At 71.5% G+C, this 19,404-nt stretch carries 18 protein-coding genes; 9 read left to right on the forward strand and 9 right to left on the reverse strand.

Going from position 1 to position 19,404, the window contains the following annotated elements:
• Positions 1 to 53: 53 nt before the first annotated feature.
• The 4 genes from FJ309_11750 to FJ309_11765 all read right to left on the reverse strand — a co-directional run bounded on the left by FJ309_11750 (position 54) and on the right by FJ309_11765 (position 6,642).
• Positions 54 to 1,280: an exo-alpha-sialidase gene (locus FJ309_11750; protein ID MBM3955269.1), complete on the reverse strand. Its 1,227-nt coding sequence runs from the start codon at positions 1,278 to 1,280 to the stop codon at positions 54 to 56.
• Positions 1,267 to 2,883 (reverse strand): VOC family protein, encoded by a 1,617-nt coding sequence (locus FJ309_11755; GenBank protein MBM3955270.1) that lies wholly within the window; start codon positions 2,881 to 2,883, stop codon positions 1,267 to 1,269. The genes FJ309_11750 and FJ309_11755 overlap by 14 nt, the downstream gene beginning before the upstream one ends.
• Before the next feature lie 15 nt (positions 2,884 to 2,898).
• On the reverse strand, positions 2,899 to 4,272 hold the full coding sequence (locus FJ309_11760) for a DUF1501 domain-containing protein (GenBank protein ID MBM3955271.1): 1,374 nt from the start codon (positions 4,270 to 4,272) through the stop codon (positions 2,899 to 2,901).
• A gap of 102 nt (positions 4,273 to 4,374) precedes the next feature.
• Positions 4,375 to 6,642, reverse strand: a complete 2,268-nt coding sequence (locus tag FJ309_11765; protein MBM3955272.1) for a DUF1553 domain-containing protein — start codon at positions 6,640 to 6,642, stop codon at positions 4,375 to 4,377.
• 250 nt (positions 6,643 to 6,892) lie between these two features.
• Here FJ309_11765 and FJ309_11770 point away from each other — a divergent pair, with 250 nt between their 5' ends.
• Positions 6,893 to 9,904: a serine/threonine protein kinase gene (locus tag FJ309_11770; GenBank protein MBM3955273.1), complete on the forward strand. Its 3,012-nt coding sequence runs from the start codon at positions 6,893 to 6,895 to the stop codon at positions 9,902 to 9,904.
• An 18-nt stretch (positions 9,905 to 9,922) separates the two neighbouring features.
• On the opposite strand, the gene FJ309_11775 is transcribed toward FJ309_11770, so the two are convergent.
• The 5 genes from FJ309_11775 to FJ309_11795 all read right to left on the reverse strand — a co-directional run bounded on the left by FJ309_11775 (position 9,923) and on the right by FJ309_11795 (position 13,095).
• Positions 9,923 to 11,080: a hypothetical protein gene (locus tag FJ309_11775; GenBank protein ID MBM3955274.1), complete on the reverse strand. Its 1,158-nt coding sequence runs from the start codon at positions 11,078 to 11,080 to the stop codon at positions 9,923 to 9,925.
• Positions 11,081 to 11,162: 82 nt separating this feature from the next.
• Positions 11,163 to 11,684 carry a GNAT family N-acetyltransferase gene (locus FJ309_11780; GenBank protein MBM3955275.1) on the reverse strand — a complete coding sequence of 174 codons (522 nt, stop codon included), beginning with the start codon at positions 11,682 to 11,684 and terminating at the stop codon, positions 11,163 to 11,165.
• A 48-nt stretch (positions 11,685 to 11,732) separates the two neighbouring features.
• Positions 11,733 to 12,293, reverse strand: a complete 561-nt coding sequence (locus tag FJ309_11785; GenBank protein ID MBM3955276.1) for a hypothetical protein — start codon at positions 12,291 to 12,293, stop codon at positions 11,733 to 11,735.
• Positions 12,294 to 12,319: 26 nt separating this feature from the next.
• Positions 12,320 to 12,667 (reverse strand): DUF4345 domain-containing protein, encoded by a 348-nt coding sequence (locus FJ309_11790; protein ID MBM3955277.1) that lies wholly within the window; start codon positions 12,665 to 12,667, stop codon positions 12,320 to 12,322.
• Entirely contained in the window at positions 12,664 to 13,095 is a 432-nt protein-coding gene (locus tag FJ309_11795) for a GNAT family N-acetyltransferase (protein ID MBM3955278.1), read from the reverse strand. The genes FJ309_11790 and FJ309_11795 overlap by 4 nt, the downstream gene beginning before the upstream one ends.
• Positions 13,096 to 13,405: 310 nt before the next feature.
• Between FJ309_11795 and FJ309_11800 the strand changes: the two genes are divergently transcribed.
• The 8 genes from FJ309_11800 to FJ309_11835 all read left to right on the forward strand — a co-directional run bounded on the left by FJ309_11800 (position 13,406) and on the right by FJ309_11835 (position 19,237).
• Positions 13,406 to 14,284, forward strand: coding sequence for a DeoR/GlpR transcriptional regulator (locus FJ309_11800; protein MBM3955279.1), 879 nt, complete (start codon positions 13,406 to 13,408; stop codon positions 14,282 to 14,284).
• Positions 14,281 to 14,994, forward strand: coding sequence for a phosphate propanoyltransferase (locus FJ309_11805; protein ID MBM3955280.1), 714 nt, complete (start codon positions 14,281 to 14,283; stop codon positions 14,992 to 14,994). Before FJ309_11800 ends, FJ309_11805 begins: the two co-directional genes overlap by 4 nt.
• A 146-nt stretch (positions 14,995 to 15,140) precedes the next feature.
• Positions 15,141 to 15,425: a BMC domain-containing protein gene (locus FJ309_11810; protein ID MBM3955281.1), complete on the forward strand. Its 285-nt coding sequence runs from the start codon at positions 15,141 to 15,143 to the stop codon at positions 15,423 to 15,425.
• Between the two features lie 86 nt (positions 15,426 to 15,511).
• A complete protein-coding gene (locus FJ309_11815) occupies positions 15,512 to 15,781 on the forward strand; it encodes a BMC domain-containing protein (GenBank protein MBM3955282.1) in 270 nt (89 codons plus the stop codon).
• A 109-nt stretch (positions 15,782 to 15,890) separates the two neighbouring features.
• Complete coding sequence (locus tag FJ309_11820) at positions 15,891 to 17,126, forward strand: acetate/propionate family kinase (protein ID MBM3955283.1); 1,236 nt, start codon at positions 15,891 to 15,893, stop codon at positions 17,124 to 17,126.
• A complete protein-coding gene (locus tag FJ309_11825; protein ID MBM3955284.1) occupies positions 17,126 to 17,431 on the forward strand; it encodes an ethanolamine utilization protein EutN in 306 nt (101 codons plus the stop codon). The genes FJ309_11820 and FJ309_11825 overlap by 1 nt, the downstream gene beginning before the upstream one ends.
• A 40-nt stretch (positions 17,432 to 17,471) precedes the next feature.
• Complete coding sequence (locus FJ309_11830; GenBank protein ID MBM3955285.1) at positions 17,472 to 18,956, forward strand: aldehyde dehydrogenase EutE; 1,485 nt, start codon at positions 17,472 to 17,474, stop codon at positions 18,954 to 18,956.
• Positions 18,957 to 18,970: 14 nt separating this feature from the next.
• Positions 18,971 to 19,237, forward strand: a complete 267-nt coding sequence (locus tag FJ309_11835) for an ethanolamine utilization protein EutN (GenBank protein ID MBM3955286.1) — start codon at positions 18,971 to 18,973, stop codon at positions 19,235 to 19,237.
• The last annotated feature ends 167 nt before the right edge of the window (positions 19,238 to 19,404 follow it).

Here is a 19,404-nt window from a genome sequence, read left to right on the forward strand (position 1 = left end):
TATCCCCCGACCGGGCCACCACGGCAAACCCGATCCGGGTGGCCGCGTGCCCGTCACGGGGTGCCGCCATCGAGCAACCAGCCGAGCCCGACACGGGCGGCGACGATCCGGTCGTCGGCCTCGTACAGGCAGATGACCGTGCCGTCGGACAGCACCGCCAGGTCGGAGTAGGCGCTCGGGCCCGGCTCGAGGACGCGCACGATGGGCCAGCTGCGGCCGTCGTCGCGGCTGACGCGGAGCGACAGCTTTCTCCGCTTGCCGCGCCCCGCCGGCACTTCGGCCCCCGCGGCGTCGCGCGCCACCGAATCGGGGCAGGAGAGGATCATCATCCCCGGCCGGGCCGGATCGGCGACGAGCCCCGCCATGCAGATCGGCTCGGGAAGGTCGTCCTGGAACGCCGGAGTGCTCCAACCGGCGGCGCCGTCGGGGCCGACCGTCACCAGCTTGCGGTTGGGGGCGGAGACGTTGCGCGACACGAGCAACACGCTGCCGTCGGAGCGCTCGGCGGCGATCGACTCGTTGGGATCGCCGCGGCCGTCTCCGGCCGGCACCGCCACCTCTCCGGCTTGCCACGAGCGGCCACCGTCGTCGCTCTTGATCGTCGCCGCAACCGACGGATGATGGGATCCCGCAGCGCCGAACGCGAGCCACACGGGGGCGACGATCCGGCCGGTCCGCAGCTGCAGCGCGTGCCCCGGGCCGGTGGCGATCACCTTCCAGGGCACGTGGTCACGGAACGGCGCGAACGCGGCGGTGATCTCGACGGGTGGGGAAAACGAGACGCCGTCGTCGGCGCTGCGGATCACGAAACACCGTGCGTAGTTCACGCAGTACAGCATGACGACGTCGCCGCTGGTGCGGTCGACGACGGCGACGGGGTTGTTGACCGTCTGCTCGTGCTCGCCCCCTTCGAGCTTCGTCGGATTCCCCTCGATCCGCGCGCCGTGATGGGCGACGTGGCGTGCGGCCTCCCAGGTCTTCCCGCCATCGGTGCTGCGCCGCAGGTGGACCTCGATCTCCCCCCAGTCCTTCCGCGAGTCGCGCCGCGCCTCGCAGTAGGCCAGGAGCGTGCCACGCGGCGTGACGACGATCCCCGGGATCCGGTACAGCGTCACCCCCGAGTCCCCCGCCTGGAACACCGTCACCGCCTGCGGTTCGGCGCCGTGAACGGCGGCAGCGAGAGCCGCCAGAAAGACGACCGCCAGCGCCGTCACGGCCCGGCGCCGTCGCAAAGGCGCCCGGCGCACACGCCGACCGGCCCCGTCGTCAGGCAGGTGCATGGAGATCTCTCCCGGGGTGATCGTGCCGATCCGCGCTCGCGATGCCGAGCCGTTCGAGCGTCTCACGGATCGACGCCGCCTCGGTCTCGGTGTCGGCGGCGACCGGGTCGATGATCGTCCGCCCGAGGATCGTCTCCAGCTCGCCGCGCGTCCGGGCCGCCGCGGGAGCCGTGGCGGCGCTGCCGGCCACCTGGCGGAGGTTCGACGCGAAGATTCCGGCGGCACTCACCGGAAGGAAGTCTTCGTAGCGCAGCGGCTCGCGCGACACGAGGCCGGCGGCGAGGAGGACCTCGAGGTCGCCGGTGAGCCGTGCGCCCGCGGCCCGCGCGGCGAGGCCGGCCGCGGTCGGCCGGTAGCGGCCGACGATCTGCCCCCGTGCGAACAGCTCGTCGGCCGCGTGACCGAGGGGCGCGAACGCCCCGGTGTCGGATCCTCGGGACAGGCAGTCGTCGTAGAGGGCGCGGCCGTGGCGGCTGCAGGCGTAGCCACGCTGTTCCACCTCGCCAAACCGGGCCGTGTGCGACCCCGCGACCGTGCCGCCGGCGAGCGTGTGAAACGACACCGGCTCGGTGAGGGCCCGGTAGGAATCCTGCCGCAGCAAGACCGGCACGTCGGCCGGCGGTCCCTCGGTCGATTCCTTGAACCCGGCGTGCCGCAGCCGATGAAGCGCGAACGGTTCGGTGCCGAGCCTGTCGGCGAGGTCGGCGGCGATTCCCTCGACGACCGCGGCGGGCACAGCCTCCCCGGTCGGGAGCGCGGCGGGCACCCCGGGAAGGAGGAGGCGGACGAGCGCTGCGTCGGTGCGGTCGGCGAGCCCGGCGAGGACCGCGCCGGCGCGGGCGCGGAACCAGGCGTCGTCGCGCTCGGCGAGGCAGCGGCGCATCGCCGCCGTGAACAGGTCGATCGCCAGAGAATTGAACGCCAGGTGGTTGAGGTGGTGCGACGGGAAGCAGGCGATGTCGGCGGCGATCCGCATGTCGGCGGCGACGAGATCGCGGTACAGCTCGTGGGGCCCCCCGCGGCCGGTCCACGCGAAGATCCGGCCGACGCACTCCCCGACGAGGGCCGCCCCCTCGTCGGCGTCGAGGCCACCGTTTCGATCGTGGAGGTCGAGGAGCCGGCGCGCTTCGTCGCCGAGGACGTCGCGCGGGGCCAGCGCCTCCTCGATCCGCTGCCGGACGTCGGCGGGAAACCCGTCGGTCACCAGCAGCGAACAGAACATCCGGTGCTCGGGACGCCGCCGCGAGCGGAACGCGGTCGCGATGATCGGCTGCCGCTTCGCGCCGACGCTGGTCATGTCGTAGAAGCCGTGCGGCTCCATCGCGAAGCAGGCGAACAGCCGCCCGACCTGACGATACTCGTCGGGGCGGCCGATGCGGATCGCGCCGTGGCGCTCGGCGCCGAGTGCGGCGGGCGCGACACCGGCCCGCAGGCCGGGGAAGCGCGCCGCCAGCAGCCGGCAGGCGGCGGCGTTACAGGCCTCGTTGACCGCCAGCGCCCCGCCGTACAGCGGCACCTCGCCGGCGAACATCGTCGACAGCGCCGCGAACAGCCGGTCTTGGAGGAGACGGGGATCGACGAACCCGCCGAACGCCATCGCCATGCTCCCTCCTGCCGGTCAGGCGAGGATCCCCCGGATGACGTGGCCGTGGACGTCGGTGAGCCGTCGCTCGACGCCGTTGTGCCGGAACGTGAGGCGCTCGTGGTCGATCCCGAGGAGGTGGAGGATCGTGGCGTTGAAGTCGTAGAGCGGGTGGATCTCCTCGACGGCCTTCGCGCCGAAGTCGTCGGTCTGCCCGACGCTCACCCCCGGCTTCACGCCGGCGCCGGTCATCCAGCAGGTGAAGCCGTCGGGGTTGTGGTCGCGCCCCTGGGCGCCCTTCTGGAAATACGGCATCCGGCCGAATTCCGTGCACCACACCACCAGCGTGTCGTCGAGGAGGCCGCGGGCACGGAGGTCGCGGATCAGCGCGGCGGCGGGGCGGTCGAGGATCGCGGCGTGGCGGTCGTATTGCTCGCGGAGCTTGGAGTGGCCGTCCCAGTTGAGCTCGCCGCCACTCGCGTACGCCCCGTTGAACAGCTGCACGAACCGCACCCCCTGCTCGACCAGCCGGCGGGCGAGGATGCAGTTCCGCGCGAAGCCGCCGCGCACCGGATCGGGGTCGTCGGCGCCGTAGGCGCGGAGCGTGGCCGCGCTCTCGGTCGAGAGGTCGGCGATCCCCGGGACCGCCAACTGCATCCGCGCGGCCAGTTCATAGGCGGCGATCCGCGCCGACAGGGCCGTGTCGGCGGGGTGGGCAGCGGCGTGGCGGCGCTCGAGACGGGCGAGGAGGTCGCGGCCGGCACGGTCGGCCCCGGCGCTGATCCCCGCCGGCAGGGAGAGGTGGCGGATCGGCGCGGTGCTGCTCCACGTCGTGCCCTGGAACTCGGCAGGGAGGAAGCCGGGGCCCCAGTTGTTGCCGCTGGCCTGCGGGATCCCGCGCGGATCGGGAATCGCGACGAACGCCGGAAGGTTGTCGTTCTCACTCCCCAGGGCGTAGCCGATCCAGGCGCCGAGGCTCGGAAACCCGTCGGCGGCGAACCCGGTGGAAAGGAAATTCTCCGCCGGCCCGTGGGTATTGGACCGGCTGGTGAGGGAGTGGACGAAGGCGATGTCGTCGGTCAGCTCGGCGAGGTGTGGAATCAGGTCGGAGACCATCTTCCCCGTCTGGCCGCGCGGCCGGAACGCGTAGCGCGGCCGGGCGAGATTGCCGGCCGGCCCCTGGAAGGTGACCGCCGGCCCACCGGGGAGCGGCCGGTCGTCCCAGTCGACGAGGCGCGGCTTCCAGTCCCAGGTCTCGAGCTGGCTCACCGCCCCGGCGCAGAAGATCACGAGCACGCGCCTGGCCCGGGGCGCGAAGTGCCCGGCACGCGCGGCAAACGGCCGTGCCTGATCGATCGCCGGCACCGCGCCCAGAGCCCCGTCGCCGTCGAGAAGGCTCGCCAGCGCCATGCCCGCAACCGCCGTCGCGGCATCGCCGACGAACGCGCGGCGGTCGAGCAGCGCTCGGCGGGGCGACGGCGCGGGGGAGAAGGGGTTCACGACCGGGGACACTCAGGGGATGAAGAGGAACTCGCCGGCATTGAACAGGACCCGGGCGAGCGCCGGAAGGCCATGGTCGGCGACCAGGCGCCTCGCCTCGTCGGCCTCGTCGGGCTCGGGGGCCCGGCCGAGGACGAGGGCGAACGCGCGGGCGACCGCGGCGCCCGTCGGATCGGCGGCGCCTGCCGTCTCGGCGCCCACCCGTGTGGCGAGGGCCGCCGACTGGTCGACCGTGAACGGGCTGTTGAGCAGCGCCAGGGCCTGCAGCGGGGTGGTCGACTGGCGGCGGCGGCCGATCGTCTGGCCGGCGTCGGGGCAGTCGAACGCGCCGAACACGCTCTCCTTCTCCATCCGGATCCGGTGGGAATAGATCATCCGCCGCAGCCCCGCGCCGGTGAACGACTCGATCGGCGGAAAGCCCGACAGCCCGCCGCGCGTGGTGAACAGGTCGAACCCCCGGCCCCCCGCGGTGAGATCGAGCGTGCCGGCGACGGCGAGGATCGAATCGCGGATCGCCTCCCCCTCGAGCCGCCGGGGGGGAAAGCGCCACAGCAGCCGGCAGCCGGCGTCGATTGCACCGGCGCGCTGGTCGGTCTCGCTCGACTGGCCATAGGTGGCGGACAGCACGATCAGCCGGTGGAGCGCCTTGAGCGACCAGCCCTCGGCCACGAGCCGGGCGGCGAGCCAGTCGAGGAGCTGCGGATGGCTCGGCGGCGTGCCGCTGCGGCCGAAGTCGTTGGCCGTCTCCACCAGGCCGGTCCCGAAGTGGGTCTGCCAGATCCGGTTGGCGATGACCCGCGCCGTCAGCGGGTGATCGGGACGCACGAGCCATGCCGCCAGCGCCCGGCGCCGCTCCTGCTCCGGGGCGTCGGCCGCGAGACTCACGCTCCCCGCCGTCGGCGCGAACAGGCCCGGGGTCGCCGGTGCGAGGCGCTCGCCGCGCTGCTCGGCATCGCCGCGGCGCAGCAGCCAGGTCGGCTCGGGCTCGGTGAATCGCCCGCCGTAGACGAAGCGCCGAACCGCGACCAGCTCCGCCTCGAGCCGGGTGACGTCGGCGGCGGCCCCGTCGCGCTCGGCATCGTCGGCATCGAGCGCCGTCGCGAGGCGCTGCCGGGCGAAGCGGAGCAATGCCTCGATTCGCCCCGTCGCCGGATCGGGCAGCTCCCTGTCGCCGTAGTGGACCCCGGCGAAGAACGCCTGGAGCGCGTAGTAGTCGCGCGCCGGGAGCGGATCGAACTTGTGGTCGTGGCAGCGGGCGCAGCCCACCGACAGGCCGAGCAGCGCGTCGCCGAGATTGACGAGGATGTCGGCCAGGGCGTCTTGGCGGGCGGCGCGCTTGGAGACGTCGTCGGCGCCGATCTGCCCGGGCAGGAGGACCGCGGCGGTCACGAGGAAGCCGGTCGCGGCGTCGGCACCGGTGGCGTCGCCGACGACCTGGTCGGTGACGAACCGGTCGAACGGCAGATCGCGGTTGAAGGCGTCGACCACCCAGTCGCGGTAGCGCCAGGCGTGTGGCCGCTCGGTGTTGACCTCGTAGCCGTCGGTCTCGGCGAAGCGGACGACGTCGAGCCAGTGCTGCGCCTGGCGCTCGCCGAACCGGGGCGAAGCCAGCAGCTTCTCGACGACGCGCTGCCGCGCCGCCGCCGACGGCTCGGCGACAAACACCTCGACCTCCTCGGGCGTGGGAGGCAGCCCGGTGAGGTCGAGCGTGACCCGCCGCAGCCAGGTCCGCGCGTCGGCGGGCGCGGCGGGGGCGAGCCCCGCGTCCTCGAGGCGCGCGAGGATGAAGCGGTCGATGTCCCCCGCCGGCCAGTCGGCCCGCTGCACCTCCGGGGGGGAGGTGACGGTCACGGGGCGGAATGCCCAGTGGTCGGCGGGGTCGGCGAGCCTGACCCGATCGACGCCGTCGGGCCAGGTCGCCCCTCCGTCGATCCAGCGCGCGAGGAGATCGACGGCGGCGGCCGGCACCGGCGCCACGCCCGAATCGGCCGGCGGCATCCGCGGCACGCCAGCGCCGCCGCGCGCGAATCGCACCAGATTGCTCTCGGCGGACTTCCCGGGAACGATCGCCAGGCCGTGGCCGTCGCCGCCGGCGAGCGCCTTGGCCCGCACGTCGAGCCGGAAACCGCTCTCCGCTCGCTCCCCCTCGTGGCAGCGGATGCAGTGGGCGTCGAGGATCGGACGGACGTCGCGGACGAAATCGACCGGCTCGGCGGCAAGCCCCCGGCACACCAGCGCGATGGCCAGCGCCGTCTTCACCCGCGGCACCGCTCCGCTCATCGGCATGTCCCCCCTTCGTCGACAGCCGGAAGTGTACCGCAGGCCCGCCGCGGCCTGGCGCGCCGGCACGAGCCGGCCGGGGGGAGCGACGACGGTGCGGGTCATCGTGGTCGCAGCGATCGCCGGAGGAATTCGCGGCAAAGGCTGTGGCCGCGTCGCCTCTCCATCGCTACGAGGGGGGAGAGGCGGCCGGTAGGATGTCGGTGGACCGTGGCAGTCGTCCACCCGTAAATCCCCATCTCTCCGAGCCATGACCACACCGTCGTCACGCCCGGCCGGCACGTCGCCCGTCCGCCTTGCCAGCACCACGCTCACCACCGCGGTTCGCGAAGCCTGTGAGCGCTTCCGGTCGAGTTGGCGCGATGGCACCGGGCCGACGATCGAGCAGGAACTGGCTGACCTACCTGCCGACGTGCGCCCGATGATGCTCCAGCGGCTGCTGGTGATCGAGATCGCCGAAGCTCGCGCCGCCGGTCATGGCCCCGACCTCGCCGCGCTGCGGCACCGGTTTCCCCAGGACCGGTCGATCGTCGATGGCGCCTGGGAGGAGAGCTGGCGGACCGAACCAGTCTCCCCGTCCCGCGATCCTCTCGAGACGCGCGGCACGAGCGGCTCCGGCGACACCGCCAACGCCGCGACCGATCCGGGGGCGACCCGGCCTTCCGCCGTCGCCTCCGACACGATGACGACGGCGACCCGCTACACGCGCTTTCGCCATCATCGCAGGGGAGGCATGTCGATCCTCCGGATCGCCCACGACGAAGACCTCGACCGCGAGACGGTCGTGAAAACGCTCCGTGAGGAGTACCAGGACGGCGACGCCTTCCGTCGCCAGCTCCTCGCCGAGGCGTCGATCACCGGCAAGCTCGCTCATCCCGGGATCGTGCCGGTCTACGGTGTCGGTCACGACTGGGACGGCCGCCCCTTCTACACGATGCGGCGGATCGACGGCAAAGATCTTCACTCGCACGTCGAGCGCCATCATGCGACCTCGAACACGGGCATGCCGGCCGAGCAGGTCCTCGATCTGCGCGACCTGGTCGAGCATCTCGTCGATGCCTGCAACACGATCGCCTACGCGCACGACGCCGGCGTCCTGCACCTCGACATCAAGCCGCAAAACATCATGGTCGGCCGGTACGGCGAGACGTTCGTCGTCGATTGGGGGCTGGCCCGCCCGTTCGAACGCTCGACGGAGTTCCGTAACGAGCCGACCGTCGCGCTGCGGGAAGACCTGCGCGGCGGCCTCGAGGCCTTTACCAGGCCGTTCGTGAGCCCCGAGCAATACGCCGGCGGGGCGCTCGGACCGGCGGCCGACATCTATAGCCTCGGCGCGACGCTGTATTTCATCATCGCCGGCGTCACCGGCCTGCGGGGCGACGAGCCCGACTTCCGCGATCGGCTCGCGGCGGGGCGCGTTCCCCCGGCCCGCAGCCGGCGTCCGGGAGTGCCCAAGGCCCTCGACGCGATCTGCCAGCGGGCGATGCAGGCGCAGCCATCGGGCCGATATCCGACGGCGAAGGCGCTCGCCGCCGACCTCCAGGCCTGGCTCCGCGACGAGCCGGTGAATGCCCTCCCCGAGCGGTTGACCGACCGCTGCCTGCGCCAGGTCCGCCGGCACGCCGGAATCGTCGCCACGGCAGGCGTGGCACTGCCCGTCGTCGTCGCGGCGGTGGTCGCCGCGGGAGTGCTGTGGAGGCAGGCTGACCGCGAGCACCGCAACGCCACGCAATCGGCAACACTCGCTCTCAACGCGACGCGCGCCAAGGAAGACGCGACGCTCCAGCGGAAGCGCGCCGACGCCCGCTTCGATGCCGCGGTCAACACGTTCGAGAAAATCGCCAATCCACTCGTGACGTCGAACTGGAGCAACGTCGAACTGTTCGGGCAGCTCGCCCGCGACATCGACGCATTCTCCGACGAGTTTCTCGCCGACTCGCCCGACGAGACCGCCTCGGCCCCGCCGCTGCAGCTTGCCAGGATCCGCGAGCTGAAGGCGATCGCGGCGAGCGTTTCGAACGTGGCGGGAAAGATGAACCTCGAGGATCTGATCTCCGCCGAGGGGGCGTTGATCAAGGCCCGCGAGAAGGATCGCACCGATGCGAATCTCGTCCGGCGGCTCGCCCGCAACAAGCTGCTGCAGGGGCAGCAACGCTTCCGCCGCGACCGGGAACATGACCCGCGAACCGACATGATCTCGACGACGCCCCGGGACCTCGAAGCGGCACTGACACACTTCGAGGACCTGAGAAGCGGCTTCGGCACGTCCCTGAGCGACTCCGACGAGTTCCTGCTCGCCGAGGTTCACCACGAGCTCGGCCGCTGGTATCTGTGGCTCGGCGAAAACTCGTCCAAGTCGGCGGAATTCACGGACAACGAGTGCTACACCAAGTCGCACAAGCACTTCACCGAGGGGTTGCAGATCCGCCAGGCGCTGTACGACAAGTCGCCGAGCGAGGAGGCGACGCGCGACCTTGCCCGGAGCTTCGGTTTCCGCGGCGACCTGTACGCCAGGTTCGGGAAACTCGCCGACGCTCGCGCAGACTACGAACGGTCCGAGACTCTTCGCGAGAGGTGCCTGGACAACAGGCGGGCGAACATCGACTACCAGGTGCAATACGCCCGCGGCCTCGCGAATTTCGTCGCTTTGGAACTGATCGACGTGACGGACCTGGACAATGTCAACAAGACCATCGAGCGGTTGAAGCAGGCCGCCAAGATCCAGGAAAAGCTCCTCGCGGAGTACCGCCACAACGGCTCGTTCGTGCGGGAAATCCGCCGTGACCTCGCCTGGTCCTACGCAGCGACGGCCGAGTTGTATCTGCTGTTCGGAGCGCACGACGCCGCCGACGGGCTGTCTCTCGAAGACGCAGCCACCTACGCCAAGAAGGCATTCGACCTCCTCGACGAAGTCCAAAACCCGGACGACGAGACGCGCCGGTCCAAGTACCGCTATCGCGTCCTTCTCGCAGAGGCAAGGCGTGATGCCGACGTCGCTCGGGACGCGAAGAAATTCTTCGAAGACAGGAATGTCGAGAATATGGATCCAGATTCGATCTGGGCGCTGACGGTCGCCCGGGCCCTCACCGAGGACGACAAGGGCGCCAGCGACGCGTTCGATCGCCTCGTGAATCGGGGCGGGAAAAACCGCGCCCAGTACGAGGCGCGATTCCAGGCAGGAGGATCACTCGCCCGGATCGCCGACATGCCGGACGTGGTCGAGAAACGGAAAACTCTCGAGGCGCAGCCGTCAACGCGCTGAGCGACGCCGCCCCGCTGTTCACGGCGCTGCTACCGGCGGCGCCGGTGGCAGCGACAGCGACTGGAAGAAGCCCTGGACGACCGGCGTGTCGTAGGCCATGTCGGCCGGGCCCTCCACGACCAGCGCCGCGGCCACGTCGGCCCCCTGCGCGAGGCGCACGATTCGCCGCCGGCCGGCGCCGTCGAGCACGGCATCGCGCCAGTCGGCAGTCGCCGCGGGCTGGTAGATCGCCGCGCACGCGAACCCCGGATGAAGCAGTTCGAGGTTGGCCAGCGCCCGCTCGAGATGGAACTCGGCCGTGGCGTCGCCGATGTCGCGCGGCGTGATCGTCGCGGTGAAGGTGCGGTCGTCGGCCGTGGCGCGAAACGCCTTCGCTCCCGCCGACGCCGCGGCAGCGAACTCGCGCTCGGGGCCGGTGAGGTGGCCGACCGGATCGATTGGCACCGGAGCGACGGGAAACCGCACCGCCACGCCAGGGAAATCGACCGGGAGCGGCAGCCACGAGCCGGTATCGGCCGGCGGCGCGGCCAGCGCCGGGGCAGGAACCGCCGCCGGCGGGCCTCCGCGACCGCGCGAGGGCACGGCCGGCTCCGCTTTCTCTCCCGCGCGGGCCGCGCTTCGTGCGCCCGTGAGGCGTGCGGGGCGTGGCCTGCCGCGCGTCGCCAGCCAGACTCCGCCGAACAGCGCGATCCCTGCCGCCCCGAGCCCCGCAGGCACGAGCCAGCGCGGTCGAGCCAGCGGCCGCTGCGGAGGAGTCACGCGGGCCGGAGCCGGGGTCACCCGCGGCGGAGCACCGGCACCGGTCGTCGTGATCACGATCGCGTCGTGGGCGGGGGGAATCGGGCCCGGCGCCGAAGTCGGGCTCGATGGCTCGGGGTCAGCGAGCGAGATCGGAACAGGCGGTGCGGCGCTCGCGGGCTCGATTCGCGACGCCGGGGCAAGGCGTGGGGCGGGAGCGGTCTTGCCGGTCGTGACGATCACCGGCAGCGCGCCGTCGGCGACCGGGGCCGGGTCCTCGACCACGACGGGCGGCACTACAGCCGCCGGAATCGCCGCCGTGGCCGACGGGATCGCCACAGGTTGGCCGCACTTCGGGCAGCGGAGCGTGCGCCCGCGATGGCTGTCCTGCGGCTTGAGCCGCACCTTGCACGACGGGCACACGACGGAGTCGGGCATGACGCTCCCCGGTTCGCTCGAGCCGGTCATGATAGCCGCCCCCCTCGGCCCGCTGCACCGCGTGCCCGTGGCGAGCGGGGCGTCAGCCGAGCGGCTTGGTGAAAAACAGACCGAACCCGGCACCGGGGCCGCCGTCGGCGTGTGCGAATCCCATCTTTTCGTACAGCGCGCGGGCGGGATGATTGGTGTCGCCGACCTCGAGCGTGAGCTTCACACACCCGAGGGTCCGGGCCTCGGCTTCGACACCGGCCAACAACGCCGCGCCGATCCCGACTCCACGGTGTCCCGCCAGGACGGCGACGTCGTGGATGTTGAGCAGCGGCCGCGCGGCGAACGAGGAGAAGCCGACGAAGCAGGTGGCGATTCCGACCGGCACGGCGCCGTGGAACGCGAGCAGGATCACCGTGGTCGGGTGCGCCGCCAGCGCCGGCACGAGCCGTTCACGCACGTCGGGAGCGAGCGCCGCCCCCTGCCCCATCGGGTCGCGGGCGTAGGCATCGGTCAGGGCGAGGACGGCAGCGCGGTGGTCGTCGCGCTCGAAATCGGCGCGGACGACGACGACAGCCCCACGCGGGTCGCCGGAATCACGAGGGCCGTCGATCATGGAGGGCATCGCGTCATCCTGACGTGGCGGCCGGAATCCCGCCCGGATTCAACGGCCTGGCTGACCGGCCGTCGCGGTCCGACCGCTCCCCTCCTGACGCGACACGAGCCGCCAGGCCCACGGGACAAGCAGGGTGAACAGGGCGATCAAACCCCATTTCATCGTCGCCGCACAGCCGGCAAGCAGGTAATCCAGCGCCGGCCGGCTTCCGGGAGCCGCAGCCGCGAGCCCTTGCTGGATCACGTCCTCGACGGCATCGCCACCGGCGGCCAGTGGCATGAGCCATGGCAGAACGCCCTTCAGCCACCGTGGCTGCTCGAGCCGGTCGGCAAGCCACGTCCCGAGCGCCCACCCGAACACCCCGAAACAGACGAGGAACGGGTAGTCGTAGGCGAAGTGGGCGGCAAACCGCCGTTGCCCGTCCGGTCCCCAGGCCTCGAGAATCCGTCGGAACGCCGGCTCGGTGAACGTGAACTGGATCTCGCCGACAGTCGGGTCGAGCGTGCCGACGAGGCGCAGCATCGCCACGAAGATGAGCGCACCCACGGCAGCGCTAACCAGCGCCAGCCATCCCAACCATCGCCCTCGTAGCTGCTCCGCATCGGCCATCGACCGCTCCTCGCACCAGCTCTCACTCACGCTCGGGCGGTCAGGAGAGCCACGCCGATCGCCGCCTCGAACGCGACTCCTCCCAGATCCCGCCGGGTCGCCGTCCCGGTGACGGCGAGTGACAGGGCCCGGCCGAAGGCGGCTGCATACCACGCGACCCCCACGACGGTGAAGATCATCGGCGAACGCGTGAACAGGCATGCGACGCCAAGGGCGAGGAAAAACCCCCCATAGGTCGCGCGGATCTCGGCCAGCCCAAGAGCTCCCCGCGGCTCGATCCCGACGACGTTCGCCACGGCTGCCGGCCACACGAGCCCGGCACAGCCAAGGAGCGCCGTGACCAGCGCGGCAGCCAGGGGGATTCCGCCGATCATTCGCGATTGCCCCCGCGCGGCGGCCCCCGATCGTCGCGCCCGGCATCGGTCGGCCCTCCGACTGCCATAGCCTGCCAGAAGGCCGTCGCCTCGTGCCAGTCGACCCGCGTGTCGGCCGTGAGCGGCCCATGACCACGCGCGGCGGCGGCGTTGGCCGCCGTCGCCACCAGCGCCCGCCCGATGCCACGTCGCCGCCACGCCGGGCTGACGAGGAGCCAGCCGACCGAAACGGCACCCTCGGTCGTGACGAGCGTGACGAGCCCCACGCACCCGCCCCCTGCCTCGGCCGTGGCCACCCACGTTTCGACCGCTCGCCCGGGCCTCGACGCCAGCTCGCCGAGAAGACCGTCGGAGCGCACGGCCGGCCCGGCGGTCGCGAGCGCGGCGTCGCGGCAGGCAGCGACCAGTGCCGTGATCGGGCCGCGCATCGAGGCCGGATCGGCGCAAGCGCCGATCGCCACCCCGTCGACGGCTGCCGCCGCCCCATCCTCCGCGATCACGTGACGGACGACTGCCATTCCCTACCCCCCCGTTCCCTACTCCAGGCGCTCGCGGGCCCCTCGTCGAGCCGCCGCGCATCTGCATCGGCATCGAGGCCGCCACCCACCATAGCGGTTTTTTCGTCATGACCGATATCAACATCACGACTGATAGGAAACTAGCACATTCATTCATTGAAATCATTGACAACAATTGAAACACATGCATACTATCTATCGCTTACGGAGCTTTTCCGGCGTGTCGACGCAGCTGAGGCGGACGAGATTGATCGACTTCATCCGCATCCGCGGGTTCGCGGCGCTTGACGAACTGGTCGGCGAGCTGGGCGTCTCGGAATCGACGGTCCGCCGCGACCTCGACGCTCTCGAGGAGGAAGGGCTCGCCCGACGTACGCACGGCGGGGTCCTCGCCGCCGGCGGACCGCCGCGGCTCGCCGAGTTCGACGAGCGGCAGCCGGCCAACTGGGCAGCGAAGCGGGTGATCGCCGCCGCCGCCGCGGGGATGATCGCCGACGGCGAGACGGTGCTTCTCGACGGGGGCACGACCACCTACGAGGTCGCCCGGCTGCTCGTCGGCCGGTCGCTCCAGGTCGTCACCAACAGTCTTCCGGTCGCCAACCTGTTCGCCGCCCAGGCGCGGACCGACCTCGTGCTCCTCGGGGGCTACGTGTCGCCGCGGACAGGCGTCTGCCTCGGGCCCTACGCCAACGAGCTCCTCGGCCGGCTCCACGTGACGACGACGGTCCTGTCCGCCGCCGGGATCACGGCCGAGGGGTTGTTCAATGCCCATCTGCTCCTCGCCGAGACCGAGCAGGCGATGCTCCGCGCCGCCGGCCGCGTGATCGTCGTCGCCGACAGTTCGAAATTCGGGCGGAAGAGCCTGACGTTCGTGTCGGGCCTCGATGCCGTCGATGTCGTCGTCAGCGACAGCGGCCTCGACGGGGCGTGGCGCGGGATCGTCGCCGCAGCCGGTTCGGAACTGCAACTGGCCTCCCTGCCCGCGGCGGAATCAGCCGCTGCCGTCGAGATGCCCGCCATGCCGCTCGAGCCGGCCGGCCCGCGCGCTGCGGTGCGGAAGCGGGCTGCCGTCGGCAAGCGCCGTGGAGGCCGGTCATGATCGCCGCCGCTCCCCTGGCCGGGCTTCCCGCCGGCCTCGACCGGACCGCCGTCGAGCGCGTGGTGCGCGAGATCGTCCTTCGCTCGAGCGGCGTTGTGCCCTCGCAGGCGGCCGCGACGCGGGCCGGTGCCGCACCGAAGCTCGTCGTCAGTATTTCGGCCCGCCACTGCCATCTCACCGACGACCACGTCGAGAAGCTGTTCGGGCCGGGGCGGACGCTGACGCCGATGAAGCCGCTCTACCAAGACGGCTTTTATGCCGCCGAGGAGACGGTGATGCTCGTCGGGCCGAAGCGAAAGATGCTCCCCACGGTGCGCGTCCTCGGGCCGACCCGCAAGGCATCGCAGGTCGAGTTGGCGTTCACCGACGGCATCTCGCTCGGGATCGATCTCCCGGTGCGGGCCAGCGGCAAGATCACCGGCACTCCCGGGTGCATCCTCGTCGGGCCGGCCGGCGCCGTCGAGCTCACCGAGGGCGTGATCCGCGCCGAGCGCCATGTCCACATGAGCTTCCCCGACGCCGAGCATTTCGGTGTCCGCGACGGCGACCGGATGAGCCTCGTGATCCGGTCGGGATGTGGGATCGTGTTTCGCGACCTGCTCGTCCGGGCCGACGCGACGAGCAAACTCGAGGTCCACATCGACACCGACGAGGGCAACGCCGCCGATCTCGACCACGCCGACAGCGTGGAACTGGTGAGGCAGGCATGAGCCGGAAGCGCGCCGCGGGTAGGCAGCGGACCACGGCGGGAAGGCCGAAGACGAACACGACCGTCCAGCCGGTGCGAGCCGGCGCGGTCGGCGGGGAGGTCCCCGCGGCGAGTGACATGGTCTCCACGACAGGAGCACGGCGGCAGATGGCCAAGAACGTCGAAGCCCTCGGCATGATCGAGGTGAAGGGGTTCGTCACCCTGGTCGAGGCGGTGGACGCGATGATGAAGGCGGCGAACGTCACCTTCATCGGGTGGGACAAGATCGGCAGCGGGCTGGTGACGGCGTTCGTCTCCGGCGACGTGGCCGCGGTGAAGGCGGCGACCGACGCGGGTGCGGCGGCCGGGGGCCGGATCGGCGACGTGGTGGGGGTGCAGGTCATCGCCCGCCCGCACGAAGACCTCGAGATCGTCCTCCCGTCGAAGAGCTGAGCGGCTTCCCGCCCAGACTCGATCGTTTTCAGTCACTTCTGATCGGTTTCATTCATCCTCTTTGATCCATTTCCCAGGGGTTTTCCATGAACACGGCGATCGGACTGCTCGAAACCAAGGGACTCGTCGGCCTCGTCGAGGCCACCGACGCGATGGCCAAGGCGGCCAACGTGAAGATCCTCAAGCGGATCAGCATCGGCAACGCTTTCGTGGCCACGATCGTCCAGGGGGACGTGGGCAGCGTCCGCGCGGCGGTCGAGGCGGGAGCCAATGCGGCCCAGCAGGTCGGGGAGCTCGTGGCCAGCCACGTCATCCCGCGTCCGGCCGAGAGCCTGACGGCGGCGTTCTTCAGCTGACGGCGATGTGTCGGAGCCGGTCGCCCGCGGAGTCGCGGCGGCCGGCACGGCGAATGGTCGTGATCCCGCCCGGCATCTGCCGGCGCGGTCGTCCTCGGCGTTTTCCTCCATGAAGATCCTCGTCGCCAACCTCGGCTCCACGAGCTTCAAGTACCGGCTCTTCGAGCTGCCCGACAGCGCCGCGCATGGAGCGCACGGCGCCGAGGTCGAGCTTGCGCGCGGTGGGGTGGAGCGGATCGGCGCCGAGGAAAGCCGGGTCTACGCCACGGCGACCGTGCCCGGCCGCGAGCCGGTGAAACTCGAGGCGGTCCAACGGGTGCCCGACCACGGCGTGGCCCTCGAGGCGGCGCTGGCCCAACTCACCACACCGGGCGGGGCGCTCGAGAGCGTCGGCGATGTGGCCGCGGTGGGGTTCAAGGCGGTCCATGGCGGCCGCTACTCGGGCGTCGTGCGCGTCGACGACGACGTGCTGGCGGCGATGGAGGAGATGGCGGAGGTCGCCCCGGCCCACAATCCGCCCTACGTGAAGGCGATGCGCACCGTCCGCCAGCGGCTCGGCGGCGTGCCGCTCGTGGCGGCGTTCGAGACGGCGTTTCACACCACGATCCCGCCGCGCAACGGGCTGTACGCCGTGCCCACCTCGTGGGTCGAGGAGCACCACGTCAGGCGCTACGGGTTCCACGGGGCGAGCCACCGCTACGTCGCCACTCGACTGCTCGACCTGGTGCCCACGCGCCCGTTGCGTGCGATCTCCTGCCATCTCGGCGGGTCGAGCAGCGTGTGCTGGCTCCACGACGGGCGGAGCGTCGGCACGTCGATGGGGATGAGCCCGCAGTCGGGGCTCCCGCAAAACAACCGCGCCGGCGACCTCGATCCGTTCGCGATTCTGCACGTCGCCCGGCGCACGGGCCGCGACTTCGGCGACTTGCTCGCCGAACTGTCGGGCCGTGCCGGCCTGGCCGGGATGTCGGGCACCAGCGGCGACATGCGCGACCTCGAGGAGGCGGCCGCGGCGGGGAATGACCGGGCGCGGACTGCGATCGAGGTCTATGTCGCCAGCATCCGCCACTGGCTCGGTGCGGGACTGGTCGAGCTCGGCGGGCTCGACTGCATCGCCTTCGCCGGCGGGATCGGCGAGAACGCGCCGGCGATCCGCGCCGCGGTGCTCGCCGGCCTGGCCGACCTCGGGATCGCGATCGACCCAGAGGCCAATACCGCGCCCGCCAGCGGCGAGCGCCCGATCCACCAGCCGCGATCGCGCGTCGCGGTGTGGGTGATTCCGACCAACGAAGAGCTGGTGGTCGCCCGCCAGACCCGCGAGTGCCTCGCCGAGGGAGGTGGCTGATGTTCGTCGCGATGGTGACCGGCTCGGTCGTGGCCACGCAGAAGACCGAGTCGATGACCGGCCACAAATTGCTGGTCGTCGAACCCTACCGGCTCGACGAGAAGACGCGCGATCGGCTCGTCACCACGGGCCGCACGTTCATCGCCGTCGACACGCTCGGGGCCGGCGAAGGGCAGTTCGTCCTCGTCACGCAAGGATCGAGCGCCCGGCTGACGCCCGAAACCAAATCGCTGCCGATCGACGCCGTCGTCATCGGCCTGATCGACTCCGTCCGGATCGGCGGCAAGCCGGTGTTCGACCGCTGAGCCTTCGCCACCCTCCACCGCCCGTCGAGAACCATATCCCATGGCGACCGCCACTCCCTCCTGCCCCGACATCGCCGCGATCGTCCGCCAGGTGATCGCCGAGTTGCGCACCGGCGCGCCGCCGGCCCCCGCGGCAATCCCCGCCGGGCCGGTCGCCGCGCCGTCGTTCGCCGGTCGCCACGGCATCTTCGCCAGCGTCGACGAGGCCGTTCGCGCCGCCGGCGAGGCCTTCCGGCAGCTGGAGCGCGCCGGCATCGCCGGGCGGAAGCGGGCCATCGAGCACATCCGCCGGATCTCGATCGACGACTCGGTGGAACTGGGCACGATGGAGTTTCACGAGACGCGGATCGGCCGGCTCGACCACAAGATCGAAAAGCTCCGCGTGCTCGGCGAGCGCTCGCCCGGGGTCGAATTCGTCACCAGCGACGTGTTCAGCGGCGACCACGGCCTGGCGGTGGTCGAGCATGCCCCGTTCGGCGTGATCGGCGCGATCACGCCGGTCACCCATTCGCTGCCGACGATCACCGGCAATGCCGTGAGCATGATCGCCGGCGGCAACACCGTCGTCGTCAACCCGCATCCCTCGGGCAAGCGGGTCGCCGCCGAGGGGGTGCGCCGGTTCAATGCCACGATCCACCGCGATCTCGGGATCGACAACCTCGTGTGCCTCGTCGCCGAGCCCACGCTCGAGACCGCCGCGGAACTGTTCGACCACCGCGGCGTCAAGCTGATCTGCGTGACCGGTGGCCCGGCGGTTGCCAAGGCGGCGCTGCAGTCGAGCAAGCGGGCGATCGTCGCCGGCCCCGGCAACCCGCCGGTCGTCGTCGATGCCACCGCCGACCTCGACCACGCCGCGCGGTCGATCATCACCGGCGCCGCCTACGACAACAACCTCCTGTGCATCGCCGAGAAGCAGGTGTTCGTCGTCGCCGCGGTGTTCGACGCGATGCTCGCGGCCATGGAGCGGGCCGGGGCGCTGCGCTTGAGCGCCGCACAGGTCGACGCCCTCACCGCCAAGGCGATCGTGATGGCCGGCGAAGGGGCCCACCGCCACCCGGTGCCCTGCAAGGACCTCCTCGGCCAGGATGCCGCCGTCCTCGCCCGTGCGGCCGGGGCGACGCCTCGCGACGGCCTCGAGCTGGTGTTCGGCGAGACCGCCCCCGACAACCCGTTCGTGCCGACCGAGCAGATGATGCCCTTCCTCCCCTTCGTCCGTTGCAAGGACGTCGACGAGGCGATCGAACGGGCGCACGACAGCGAGCACGGCTTCCGCCACACCGCGATCATCCACTCCCGCGACGTCCGCGCGATGACGCGGATGGGGCGCCTCCTCGACACGACGCTGTTCATCAAGAACGGCCCGAGCATGGCCGGCCTCGGCCTCGGCGGCGAGGGATATCTGTCGTTCTCGATCGCCACGCCGACTGGCGAAGGGGTGACGACACCGCTCACGTTCACCCGCCAGCGCCGCTGCACGCTCGTCGACGACCTGCGGATCCTCGGCAGCGCCGACACCCTCGACTGACCCGGTGGTTCCCGATGCAACTCGCCCGGATCATCGGCACGGCGACGGCGACGGTGAAGCACCGCTCGCTGGCGGGCACGCGCCTCCTCGTGGTGCAGCCGTTGTTGGCCGATCGACGGGGATTCGACGGCGATCCGCAGCTGGCGATCGACCTGGTCCATGCCGCCGTCGGCGACCTGGTGGTGATCACCAGCGACGGCCGCCTGCTCCGTGAACGCCTCGGCTCCGACACCACCCCCGCCCGCTGGAGCACGATCGGCCTGGTCGACGCCACTGCCTGACCACGGCACCGCCATGACACCACATCCCGCTCCCCCGACCGCCGACGAGATCCGTGCCCTCGTCGCCGAGGTGATCCGCCGGCTCCGCACCGCCGGTCCTGCGGCCGGCACCGCGGCGTTTCCGACCGGCGCGGCTTCCGGCGCCGCGCCGGGAGTCGCCTCGGGCT

The sequence above is a fragment of the Planctomycetota bacterium genome (assembly GCA_016872555.1).
GTDB lineage: Bacteria > Planctomycetota > Planctomycetia > Pirellulales > UBA1268 > F1-20-MAGs016.